This is a genomic window from Cyanobium sp. Aljojuca 7A6, from assembly GCF_024346455.1.
Lineage (GTDB): Bacteria > Cyanobacteriota > Cyanobacteriia > PCC-6307 > Cyanobiaceae > Cyanobium.
Window position 1 is genome coordinate 271,713 of the sequence record NZ_JAGQCY010000003.1, and the last position, 11,159, is coordinate 282,871.

Annotated in this window: 12 protein-coding genes; 8 read left to right on the forward strand and 4 right to left on the reverse strand. The window is 70.6% G+C overall.

The genetic code is table 11. From position 1 onward, the window contains the following. Window positions 1-13: 13 nt before the first annotated feature. Complete coding sequence (locus tag KBY95_RS04695) at window positions 14-1,024, reverse strand: hypothetical protein (protein ID WP_254963681.1); 1,011 nt, start codon at window positions 1,022-1,024, stop codon at window positions 14-16. Window positions 1,025-1,039: 15 nt separating this feature from the next. On the opposite strand from KBY95_RS04695, the gene crtL reads away from it, so the two are divergent. After that, window positions 1,040-2,296, forward strand: a complete 1,257-nt coding sequence (crtL, locus tag KBY95_RS04700; protein ID WP_254963682.1) for a lycopene beta cyclase — start codon at window positions 1,040-1,042, stop codon at window positions 2,294-2,296. Here the strand turns inward: crtL and mqo are convergent. Continuing rightward, window positions 2,293-3,780, reverse strand: a complete 1,488-nt coding sequence (gene mqo, locus KBY95_RS04705; RefSeq protein ID WP_254963684.1) for a malate dehydrogenase (quinone) — start codon at window positions 3,778-3,780, stop codon at window positions 2,293-2,295. The two genes, crtL and mqo, sit on opposite strands and share 4 nt — an antisense overlap. A gap of 113 nt (window positions 3,781-3,893) precedes the next feature. Here mqo and KBY95_RS04710 point away from each other — a divergent pair, with 113 nt between their 5' ends. Continuing rightward, window positions 3,894-4,505 carry a PAP/fibrillin family protein gene (locus tag KBY95_RS04710; RefSeq protein WP_254963686.1) on the forward strand — a complete coding sequence of 204 codons (612 nt, stop codon included), beginning with the start codon at window positions 3,894-3,896 and terminating at the stop codon, window positions 4,503-4,505. A gap of 16 nt (window positions 4,506-4,521) precedes the next feature. Here KBY95_RS04710 and xth read toward each other — a convergent pair whose 3' ends face one another. Continuing rightward, window positions 4,522-5,355 (reverse strand): exodeoxyribonuclease III, encoded by an 834-nt coding sequence (gene xth / locus KBY95_RS04715; RefSeq protein WP_254963734.1) that lies wholly within the window; start codon window positions 5,353-5,355, stop codon window positions 4,522-4,524. A gap of 81 nt (window positions 5,356-5,436) precedes the next feature. Here xth and KBY95_RS04720 point away from each other — a divergent pair, with 81 nt between their 5' ends. Continuing rightward, window positions 5,437-5,823, forward strand: a complete 387-nt coding sequence (locus KBY95_RS04720; RefSeq protein WP_254963688.1) for a hypothetical protein — start codon at window positions 5,437-5,439, stop codon at window positions 5,821-5,823. Here the strand turns inward: KBY95_RS04720 and KBY95_RS04725 are convergent. Beyond that, window positions 5,753-6,604: a lipopolysaccharide assembly protein LapB gene (locus tag KBY95_RS04725; RefSeq protein WP_254963690.1), complete on the reverse strand. Its 852-nt coding sequence runs from the start codon at window positions 6,602-6,604 to the stop codon at window positions 5,753-5,755. The genes KBY95_RS04720 and KBY95_RS04725 overlap by 71 nt on opposite strands. A 116-nt stretch (window positions 6,605-6,720) precedes the next feature. Between KBY95_RS04725 and KBY95_RS04730 the strand changes: the two genes are divergently transcribed. Genes KBY95_RS04730 through KBY95_RS04750 form a run of 5 tightly spaced genes read left to right on the forward strand, consistent with a single transcriptional unit; the run spans window position 6,721 to window position 10,804 of the window. Then, window positions 6,721-7,419: a hypothetical protein gene (locus KBY95_RS04730; protein WP_254963692.1), complete on the forward strand. Its 699-nt coding sequence runs from the start codon at window positions 6,721-6,723 to the stop codon at window positions 7,417-7,419. Between the two features lies 1 nt (window position 7,420). Beyond that, complete coding sequence (locus tag KBY95_RS04735) at window positions 7,421-8,062, forward strand: hypothetical protein (protein ID WP_254963693.1); 642 nt, start codon at window positions 7,421-7,423, stop codon at window positions 8,060-8,062. Further along, entirely contained in the window at window positions 8,059-9,273 is a 1,215-nt protein-coding gene (locus KBY95_RS04740; RefSeq protein WP_254963694.1) for a LarC family nickel insertion protein, read from the forward strand. The genes KBY95_RS04735 and KBY95_RS04740 overlap by 4 nt, the downstream gene beginning before the upstream one ends. Beyond that, complete coding sequence (locus KBY95_RS04745) at window positions 9,270-10,304, forward strand: lysylphosphatidylglycerol synthase domain-containing protein (RefSeq protein WP_254963696.1); 1,035 nt, start codon at window positions 9,270-9,272, stop codon at window positions 10,302-10,304. The genes KBY95_RS04740 and KBY95_RS04745 overlap by 4 nt, the downstream gene beginning before the upstream one ends. A gap of 32 nt (window positions 10,305-10,336) precedes the next feature. Beyond that, window positions 10,337-10,804 carry a Fur family transcriptional regulator gene (locus KBY95_RS04750; RefSeq protein ID WP_396094874.1) on the forward strand — a complete coding sequence of 156 codons (468 nt, stop codon included), beginning with the start codon at window positions 10,337-10,339 and terminating at the stop codon, window positions 10,802-10,804. The last annotated feature ends 355 nt before the right edge of the window (window positions 10,805-11,159 follow it).

Here is an 11,159-nt window from a genome sequence, read left to right on the forward strand (position 1 = left end):
CCCCTGCAGGGAGTCAGCGCTGGCCCCAGGCCCAGAGCAGTAAGACCCCGTAGCCGGCCAGGCTGGCCAGCTGCAGGCCCAGCTCCAGGCGCTCAATCCGGCGTTCGAGCCCTGATCGGCCCTGGGAGCTGCTTTCCATGGCGAGCCGCTCCAGACGGTTGGCACACCAGATGAATTGGCAGAAGAACACCAGCGTCACCAGATAGGAGAAGGCGTAGAGCCCATCCAGCACGGTGAGGTAGGGCAAGGAGGGCAGCGAATCGCGGTAGGCCTGCTGCATGAACACCAGTGTCAGCAGGATCACCGGCGGGATGGCCAGGCGCTCGGAGCTGAAGCTGGCCCGCAGGTTTGGGGTGAGCAGCATCACCACCATCGTGATCGTGAGGGGCAGCAGCCACTTCACCAGGGCCGCCCAGCCGATGGGCTCATAGCGCAGCTCCATCTCCACGCCGCCGCGGTGGTGGAACAGCCGCCAGCTGCTGAGCCGATAGCCATTCATGTTGCTGCGGGCGCTGACACCGGACGCGCCGCTGTCGGCCACCAGGCGGATCCGGGGCGGATGGCTGATCGCCGCAGGAAAACTCGGATCGGCCACCAGCCGGATCTGCAGGGGCAGGCTGCCGAAGGGATAACCCCGATAGTCGATCTCATCGGAGTAGAAGTTGCCGTTGAAGCGGTAGTCACGGCCCAGATCCGTACCCAGCCGAAGCGGACCGCTGCTGGCCTCCAGCAGGGAGTTCCAGGGCTCCACCAGGTTCTGAAAGCGCACCAGCTCGAGCGGATCCACCCCCGCCGCCAGCCATTGCCGCACCGTCGCAGCCGGCGCCGACAGTCGCAGCGTTCCCTCGACGCTGAAGGTTTTCTCCCTTGAGGAGAAGCGGTAGACGTTGTCGACCTTCACGGCAACGCGGATCGGCACGGTGGCGACCGGGGCTGCGGCCGCTGTCGCCGGACCCAGGCCGAGCACCAGCACCAGGCTCAGGCAGGCCAGCGCCACCAGCGTCCAGCGGGCGAGGGCGCGCATGGGCCGTGATGCAGGATGAGCGATCACCGTACCGGCGAGATGGCGAGGGACGTGCTGGTGCTTGGAGGCGGCCCCGCCGCCCTCTGCATCGCGGCGGCCCTGGCGGCGGAAGGGCTGAAGGTGGCCCTGCTGGCGCCCCAGGATCCCCGCTCCCCCTGGCCCAACACCTACGGCATCTGGGGCGACGAGGTGGACGCCCTCGGCCTGGGCCACCTGCTGGAGCACCGCTGGAGCGACACGGTGAGTTACTTCGGCGCGGGGGATCCTGATCCCGCCGCTGCGGCCAATCGCCCCACAGCCCATGGCCGCGATTACGGCCTGTTCAACCGCCAGGCTCTGCAGCAGCACTGGCTGGAGGCCTGCGGGCGCGGCGGGGTGGAGCTCCTTCAGGGGTTGGCCACGGGCTGTGAGGCCAGTGGTGCCCTGAGCGTGGTGGTGGGCGCGGATGGAGACCAGTGGCAGGCGCGGCTGGTGGTGGACGCCACCGGCCATCAGCCGCTGCTGGTGCGGCGGCCCGATCGTGGGCCGGTGGCGGGCCAGTCGGCCTACGGCATTGTTGGCCGCTTCTCGGCGCCGCCGGTGCAGCCCGATCAGTTCGTGCTGATGGACTACCGCTGCGACCACCTCAGCGAGGCCGAGCGCGCCGAGCCCCCCACATTCCTCTACGCGATGGACCTCGGCGAGGGGCGATTTTTCGTTGAGGAGACCTCGCTGGCCCTGGCTCCCCCAGTGCCCTTCGAGCGGCTCCAGCAACGCCTGCACCGGCGCCTGGCCCAGCGCGGCGTGCAGGTGCTGGAAGTCGAGCACGAGGAGTTCTGCCTGTTTCCGATGAACCTGCCCCTGCCGGATCTGCAGCAGCCGGTGCTGGGCTTCGGCGGGGCCGCCTCCATGGTGCATCCGGCCTCGGGGTACATGGTGGGGGCCCTGCTGCGCCGGGCTCCGGCGGTGGCCGCGGCGGTGGCGGCGGCGATGGCGGCGCCTGCGGCTCCCTCGGCTCTCCTGGCCCAGGCGGGCTGGCGGGCCCTCTGGCCCACGGAGCTGCGCCGCAAGCACGCCCTCTATCAGTTCGGGCTGGGCAAACTGATGGGATTTTCCGAAGCCCAGCTGCGCCAGTTCTTCGCCAGCTTCTTCCGCCTGAGCGGCCCGCAGTGGGCTGGCTTTCTGGCCAACACCCTGGGCGTGCCGGAGCTGCTGGCGGCCATGTTGCGCCTGTTCAGCCTGTCTCCATGGGGCGTGCGGGCGGGCTTGCTGTTGCCGCCTCGCCAGCCTTAGCCCGGTGCCGGCAGCCCCAGCACCTCGGCGCTCTGGCTGCGGATCCGCCGGCACAGGTCGGCGTCGTGGCGGATCGATTCGCCGTAGGAGGGCAGGATCTGCTTCAGGGCCCGTTCCCAGCCATCAGGCAACTTCTCGCGGAAGCAGGACCGCAGGATCTCCAGGCTGATCGCCACGGCCGCGGAGGCGCCAGGGGAGGCCCCCAGCACGGCCACCAGGGACGTATCGGCCGCGTGCACCACCTCGGTGCCGAACTGGAGCACCCCGCCCCGGCGGGGGTCGCCCTTGATGATCTGCACCCGTTGGCCGGCCACCGCCAGAGTCCAGTCATGGGGCCGGGCGTTCGGGTAGAAGTCCCGCAGGGCCGCGAAGCGCTGCTCGGCGCTGGCGAACACCTGACTGATCAGGTAGTCGGTCAGGGGCAGGTTGTCGCGGGCCACCGCCAGCAGGGGCAGCAGGTTGCCGGGCCGCAGGGACCTGGGCCAGTCGCAGAGGGAGCCGCTCTTGAGGAACTTGGTGGAGAACCCGGCGTAGGGCCCGAACAGGACCCAGTGCCGGCCGTCGACGAGGCGGGTGTCGAGGTGGGGCACCGACATCGGTGGCGAGCCGGCGGCGGCCATCCCGTAGACCTTGGCGTGGTGGCGGCTGGCCACGGCCGGATCGCCGCAGCGCAGCCACAGGCCGCTGACGGGAAAGCCGCCATAGCCGCGGCCTTCGGGGATCCCTGATGCCTGGAGCAGGGTGAGGGCGCCGCCACCGGCGCCGAGAAACACGGTGCCGGAATCGATCAGGCGGGTTTCACCACTGGCTTGATCGCTCGTCTCCAGGCGCCAGCTGCCGTCCTGCCGGCGCTGCAGGCCCGTCACGGTCGTGGAGAAGCGCGCCTCGAAGGGCGGACTGGTGCGCAGATGCCCCAGCAGCTGGCTGGTGAGTGCCCCGAAGTTCACGTCGGTGCCGGAGGCGATGTAGGTGGCGCCGATCGCCTGGGCCGGATCCCGCCCTTCCATCAGCAGGGGGGCCCAGTCCGCCACCTGGGCCGGCTCCTCGCTGTAGGCCATGCCCCGGTAACAGTGGTGGGCGCCCATCAGCCGGTGGCGTTCGCGCAGGTAGGCCCGCCGCTCTTCCCCCAGCACGAAGCTCATGTGGGGGACGCCCTGGATGAAGGTCTGTGGAGAGCCCAGGGCGCCGCCCTTCACCAGGTGGGTCCAGAACTGGCGCGAGAGATCGAAGGCTTCGTTGATGTCGAGCGCCTTGGTGAGGCTGATCGAACCGTCCGCCGCCATCGGCGTGTAATTCAGCTCGCAGTTGCCCGCATGGCCCGTGCCGGCGTTGTTCCAGGCGCTGGAACTTTCCTGGGCTTCCCGGGGCAGGCCCTCAAGCAGCAGGATGCGCAGCTCCGGCCGCAACTGTTTGAGCAGGGTGCCCAGGGTGGCACTCATGATCCCCGCCCCCACCAGGGTCACATCGACGGTGGTCAGCGTCACGGGGTCTGCCGTTGGATCGGATCGGCGATCAGGCCGGGCGACACGGTATCCGATGGCCACCTGTCCCTGACAGCATGGATCCTGATGCGCCCCCGTGCTGCGGGTGAACGCCGGTGTCGGATCCTTCCCTTGCGATCGACGATGGCCCGACGGGTGCGGCCGGCGATGCCCAGGCGTGCCGGGAGGAACTGCTGGGTTGCCTGCGGGCCGGATCTCCCTGCTCCCCAGCCGAGGCCGCCGTGCGGATCCCTGCCCTGATCGAGCGGCTGGAGCGCCTTCAGCCCGCCGATCTCTCCGCCCAGGCCGCCCAGCTGGCGGGGGTCTGGGAGCTGCGCTGGAGCAGCAGTTCCCTGCCCTATCTGGCCGTCCAGCCCTGGCTGGAGAATCTGCAACTGCTCGATCCCGACGCTGGCCGTGCCATGAACCTGCTGCGGCTGGCCGGCCCCCTCGGGCCCCTGGCGGGGATCGGGGTGCAGGCCCGGATCGGCGTGGCGGCTGAGCCGCCCCACCAGCGGGTGTCCGTCCAGTTCGTGCGGGGTGGCTGGCTGGGGCCCCAGTTCGGAGAACGGCGGCTGCAGCTGTTTCGCCAGGTGAATCAGAGCTTTCCAGCCTGGCTCGATGTCACCGTGCTCGATGACGAGCTGCGGGTGAGTCGCGGCAATTCCGGCACGCTGTTTGCCCTGGTGCGGCGCCCGGACCTGGCGCTGGCGGCGTTCCTGGCCTGAGCCCCCCGGCGGTCGGTCACCACCCGTGGTCGTCGCCTTCAGCCGCTTCCTGTGGCGGCCAGGCCAGGTGCACCACCACCGGCGCATGGTCGCTGGGCTGCGCGTTGCCCCGCTGATCCTTGTGGATCACACAGCCCGTGGCGCAGGCCAGCAACTCTTCGGAGAGATAAATGTGGTCGATGCGCCAGCCCCTGTCCCGATCCCAGGCGCCGGTGCGGTAGTCCCACCAGCTCCAGTGGCCGCGCTCCGGCTCGAAGACGCGGAACACGTCGCTGAGGCGATCGCCGAGGGCGGTGCTCAGGGCCTGCCGCTCCGGATCACTGGCCATGATGCCGCCGCTGAGGCGGTCCGGGTCGTGGATGTCGCGGGAGTCCAGGGCGATGTTGAAATCCCCCACCATGGCCAGGGGTTCCCCTTCCGCTTCAAGGGCCTCCAGGTAGCGCCGCAGACAGGCCAGCCACTTCAGCTTGTAGGGGTACTTCTCCGACGTCAGGCTCGACCCGTTGGGGACGTAGAGATTCAGCACCCGCACCCCCTCGATCGAGGCACTGATCAGCCGCTTCTGCTCGCCCAACCCCACGGCCTCCGGGTCGTCCGCCAGCAGGCCGGCGAAGCCCACCTGCACATCCTCGATCGGCAGTCGGCTGAGGATCGCCACGCCGTTGTAGGCCTTCTGGCCGCTGATCACGCTCCGGTAGCCCAGGGCCTCGAAGGCGGTGTGGGGGAACAGGTCATCGGCCACCTTGGTTTCCTGCAGGCAGAGCACCTCGGGCCGTTCGGTTCTGAGCCAGGCGCTCACCTGATCGAGCCGGGTGCGCACCGAATTGACGTTCCAGGTGGCGATCCGCATGGCCATGGCGAGGGAAGGGCGACCGGCTGGGGGCCCTTATCATGAAGGTCCTGGTGATTCTTCCCCTCGCCGGCAGGAGCCATGAACCCCTCGTTTTCTTTGCGCGCCAGCACCGTCCGCGCAGTCACCGCCAGCACCGTCCGTGTCAGCACCCTGGCCGCCGCTGCGCTGGCCCTGCTGCCGGCCGGCGAGGCCTTGGCCCAGCAGGCCGGCTACGGCCAGACACTCGGCACCGGCACGTTGGAGCGCCAGCTTTACGACTACGGGCCCGGCAAATCCGGGTCCGGCAGCGGCTCCATCCTCGACAGCACCAATCCCCTCGACCTGCTGAACAAGCTGAAGCGCAGCACCGCCCTCGACGATGCCACCCCACCCAGTTCAGCGGTCGATCAGGCCCTCAGGGACTTTGACGCGAAGGCACCGAAGCCGGCGCCGGCAGGGTCTGCGGGGCAGCTGAAGGGGATCTGAGCGGTTCGAGCCCCCAGCTCGCCGCCAGTTTGTCTAGCCTCGGATCCGGCTTGTCGGGGTTGGGGTTTCTCAGCCGTGCCTGGGCCAGGGCCTCCTCAGACCCTTTGGCGTCTCCTTGGTCGTGCCGCAGCATCGCCAGACCCAGCAGCGGGCGCTGGTCCTGGGGAAAGAAGTTGGCCAGCTGCAGGTAGGTGGCCGCTGCCGTGGCCACCTGATCGCGTTTGAGCTGGAGCTCAGCCAGAAGCAGGCCGATGCCCAGGGCCTCCGGCCGCACCTCGGGCTTGATGGCCATGCCGTAGGCCGCCTTGACGCGGGCCTCGGCGGCGGCGCCGCGACCTTGCTCCAGGTTCAGCAGGCTGAGCAGTTGCAGGGCCTCCACCTGGGTGGGCCGCAGGTTGAGGATCTGGCGCAGTTCGCGCTCGGCGCCGCTGCGGTCGCCCTGGTCGCGTCGGAGTTCGGCCAGCATCAGCCGCAGCGACCAGCGCTCCGGTTCCCGGTCTGCCATCGGCTCCAGCAGGCTGATCGCCTCCGCCTTGCGGTCCAGGGCCACCAACAGCTCCAGCAGCCGCTGGCGGTCGGCCGGGCCCGCTTCGTCGGCGTCGAGCCGTAGCCGCAATCGGGTGGCCTCTTTGGTGAGCAGTGTCCGCTTCGGGTCGGCACTGGCCTGGGTGGCCGACTGGCGCTGGCCCAGCCACCAGCCGCCCCCGAGGGCCAGCAGCCCGACCAGGCCTGCCGCCATCAGCGACCAGAGGCCAGGAAGGCGACGGTTCGGGGAGGGCATGCGCTGACGGTGAGGGCTCAGGATCGCGTCCGAGTCTGGCCTGGGCATCGCGCTTCCGCTGCTGCTTACATTGACCCGGGCCATTCCAGGCACCGCCACGGGGTTTTCCTTTCACCATGCGCCAGCATCCCATCTCCCCGGTCACCGAGCCGATGCAGTACCGGGCCATCGGAGTGGTGCGCGGTTGCTACGTGCCGGCCGATCCCGACCAGCCCACCCGGGGTCTGATCCGCACGGCCGATGGCACCGAGATCGAGGCCGTGGTGCTCGGCCGCCTGCTCACGCTCATGCGGCGCCATCTCGACCTGGCGACGCCCCATCTCTGGGTCGTCTATCCCCGCTCCCGGGAGGAGAACCAGCTCCACCTGCAGATGGTGGGCGTGTGGGAACCCAGCACCCTCGCCGCACCAGCTGAGGCCCCCCTCACGGACGCCACCGCCACGCAAGCCACCGACGCCGACCAGCTTCCCGAGGGTGATGACTATTTCTCGATCCGTGGTGAACTGATCTTCACCCGCCCCGAGACCGGCGATCTGGTCATCAAGGTGCGGCAGCAGCCCCGCCCCGACGGCAACCGTCCGGTGCCGTTCAAGCTGCAGCTGCGCGGTGACATTTCCCTGGAGCATCTGCGCCACTTCGTCTCCCTCGATCTGCGGCGCCAGGGGCAGCAGCTCGCCGTTGAACGCTTTGAGGTCATCGGTCCGGTGGCGGAACGGGGTAACCGGGGTGGCCGGGCCCGCAAGCCCGGCGGCGACAAGGGTGGTCCGGCCAAGCCCAAGGGCCACGGCCGGGCCGTGACCCGCCAGGGTCGCTGAGATGACCAGCGGTGCCCTCACGGCCGGCGTCGTGGTGCTCCTGGTCAGTCTTGCCGCCGTGGTGGGCCCGCTGGTCGGGCTTTCCCCCTGGTGGATCACCGTGCTCGTGGCCCTGGGCCTGGGTTCCCTGACCGTGGATGCGGCCCGCTTCGGCGGCCGGGGCGGCCACCTGCTGGCCGAAACCCTGCCCGGCGGCCACGGGCGCCTGCGTCGCATCGCCATCCATGAAGCCGGCCACGCTCTGGCGGCGCTCAGTGATGGTCTGGCGGTGCAGCGGGTGCTGGTGGGCAGTCTGGCCTGCCTGCGGGCCGGTGTTGACAGCGGCGGTTGCACCGAATTTGCTCTGCCCGAGAGCGTGAAGCTCTCTGCCGAGGACCTGCGGCGCTGGAGCCGGGTGCTGCAGGCCGGCATGGTGGCCGAGTCGCTGGTGTACGGCGACAGCGTTGGCGGCGATGACGACCGGGCGCTGCTGGGGCGCCTCTGGGGCCTCTCGGGTTTCGATGTCGCGACGGCCCGCCTGGAACAGCGCCGGGCGCGCCGGGAGGTGGAGCAGGCCCTGCGGGCCCGCCGCGACGAGATCGAGGCCGAGGCCGAACGGTTGCTGCAGGCGGCCCCCCGATTGGGCCGCCGACCGCTGCCATGACCCTGGCCCTGCTGGAGTGCCCCACCGGCCTGGCCGGCAACATGCTGCTGGCCGCCCTGCTGGACCTCGGCCTCCCCGAAGCGACCATCCATGCGCCCCTCGCCGCCCTGGGCCTGGAGGGGCGCTACCGGCTGCGGATCGAGGAGCGACGCAGCGGCGGCCTGCGGGGCCTGCATCTGGAGGTTGAGGCGCTGGAGGAGCAACCGCCCCATCGCCCCTGGGGGGCGTTGCGCCAGCAGGTCCAGGCGGCTCCCCTGGCGCCGGCGTTGCGGGAGAAGGTACTGGCGGTGTTCGGCCTGCTGGCGGAGGCGGAGGCCACGGTCCACGGCCATCCCGCCGAGGCCGTGGCCTTTCATGAGGTGGGGGCGATCGATGCCCTGGTGGACATCGTGGGCGTCTGCGCCGGCCTGCTGCACCTGGGGGTGGATCGCCTGGTCTGCGGCGTGCCGCCCGCGGGTCATGGCAGCGTGGTCACCGCCCACGGCGCCCTGCCACTGCCCGCCCCGGCGGTGCTGGAGATGGCCCGCTCGCGGGGCCTGCCGCTGGCCTCCAGCGAAGGGTTTCCCCCAGGAGAGCTCACCACCCCCACAGGGATGGCCCTGATGGCCTGCTGGGCCGACCGTTTCGGCCCCTCCCCCGGGGCCGTGCCGCTGCAGGTGGGCGTGGGGCTGGGGACGCGCCAGCTGGATCGGGCCAACCTGCTGCGCCTCACCCTGGCCCGTCCCCTGGGGGACGCTGGCGCCGGTGGAGCCAGCGAAGTGAGCGAAGTCCTGTTGCAGCAGCAGGCCCAGATCGACGACGCCAGCGCCGAGGACCTGGCCTACCTGGCGGAGGCCCTGCGCAACGGCGGGGCCCTGGACGTGTTCAGTCAGCCGGTAGCGATGAAGAAGGGCCGCACCGGCACCCTGCTGACCGCCCTGGTGCCCCCGGAGCTGGGGCCGGCGCTGCGCCAGGTGTGGTGGCGCCATGGCACGACGCTGGGGGTGCGGGAGCAGCTGCAGAACCGCTGGATCCTGCCCAGGCAGAGCGCCACCCTGGCCACCGCCCTGGGCCCCGTGCGGATCAAGTGGGCGTCTTTGCCCGACGGTCGCCGGCGCGCCAAGGCCGAACACGCCGACCTGGTGGAGCTGGCCGGGCGCCTGGGTCGCTCCATCGAGGAGGTGCGTGACGAGGTTCGCCGGGCTCTTGCGGCTGAGGGGGGAGCGTCATGAGCCGCTGGTCGCGCCCCAGCCTCGAAAGCCTGCGACGCCGGCTGCCGACGACCATCCAATGGCCCGCCCTTCCGGGCGGTCTGCGGCCCTGGATCACCCTGGGAAGCCTCGGTTTCGTCATGGCGGCCCTGCTCAGCCACGGCCGTCAGCTGGTGCAGTTGCGGCTCGATGGCCAGGGTTGGCTGTGGCTGCTGCTGGGCGTCGGCGTGAGCCTGCTCAGCCTGCTGATCAATGGCGTGGCCTGGGGCGTGATCCTGCGCTGGCTGGGCCTGCGCCCCAACTGGGCCGCGGTGGTGGAACTGCACCTGGCCACCAACCTGCGCAAGTTCCTGCCGGGGGGCATCTGGCACCTGGCCTCCCGGGTGCAGCGGCTGCGCAGCGAGGGCGCGCCCCTGGGGGCGCCGCTCAGCACGAGCATGGCCCTGGTGGCGGTGCTGCTCGACCCCATGGTGGCAGCGGTGGCGGCCCTGGCCCTGGTGCCCCTGGGCGGCTGGCAGGGCGGCCTTGGAGTGGTGTGCCTGCTGCCCCTGGCCCTGCTGCTGCCCCGCTGGCTCCAACCCCTCCTGGAGCGGCTGGAGCGGCGTCGGGCCCGGGATCTGGGCCTGGCGGAGGAGCTGGCGCAGGAGGGGGCCCTGGTGCGGTCCAGTTGGCTGCGGGGCTATCCCTGGGCGCCGCTGCTGGCGGAACTGGCCTTCGTGCTGTTGCGTTTCGCCGGGTTCTGCTGCTGCATCCGGGCCTTCGATCTGCCTCTGGGGAACGAGGCTCCCGTCTGGCTGGCGGGATTCGCTCTCGCCTGGACCGCCGGCCTGGTGGTGCCGGGGGCACCCGGCGGGCTGGGGGTGTTCGAGGCTGTACTGCTGCTGCGGATGGGGGTGGCACTGCCGGAAGCGCCGCTGCTGGCGGTGGCCCTGAGCTACCGCCTGGTCGTCACGCTCACCGATCTGCTGGCGGCCGCCCTGGTGGCCCTGGACCGGCGGCTGGCGCGGGAGCCGTCGGCGACGACACCGCCATCAGGCAGCCCTTCTCAATAGGTCCTAGTTTTGCGAAGATCTGGGATCGCGTGGTGAACACTCCCCCCACCGGTCTGGCCCAGCCCAGCAGCCTGCGCACCACCCTGAACGATCGGGGCCAACGGCTCACGCCCCAGCGCCAGCGGGTGCTGGATCTGTTCGAGCGGATCGGTGAGGGCAGCCACCTGAGCGCTGAGGAGGTGCACCTGCGCCTGGTGCGCAGCCAGGAGCGGGTGTCTCTGGCCACGGTCTACCGCACCCTGCGGTTGCTGAGCTCGATGGGGTTGCTGCAGGAACTCGAACTGCCGGAGGGGGGGCGCCGCTTCGAGTTGGCCGGTGACGCCCACCGCGACCATCACCACCTGCTTTGTGTCCGCTGCGGCCGCACCGAGGAGTTCGAGAGCGGTGCCGTGCTGGCTGCCGGCGAGGCGGCGGCTGGGGCCTTCGGCTTCCGGTTGCTGGAATGTGTGCTCAACGTGCGGGCCCTCTGTCCGACCTGCGCGGCGGAGGAGCAGGGTTGAGGGGGCTGCCAGAGCTGATCGCCGGTAGTTGCAGCTGTTGATCGGCCCAGTGGGCCGCCAGCGCGGCCAGCAGGCTGGAGCGATCGCCACGGATGCGGAGCATGGGGGGCTGAAGCGGAGGAATCACCCCAGGCTGGAGGGGATCGGCGCGGGACCTGCTGCTGTGGGCACAACGGCAAGCCACCAAGGCGACCGTCGCGGGTGACCGACCCTGGGGACCCTTGCGCTGCCGCCAAACGCCCGGACCCCGTCGCAATCTCCAGCTGCTATTGAGAATCGCTTGCAAAAGGGGCCCTTAGGCGTCTAGGTTGCGAGCAGTTCGCAATAAGGGCGCCCCTCTCCGATGCGCTACCGC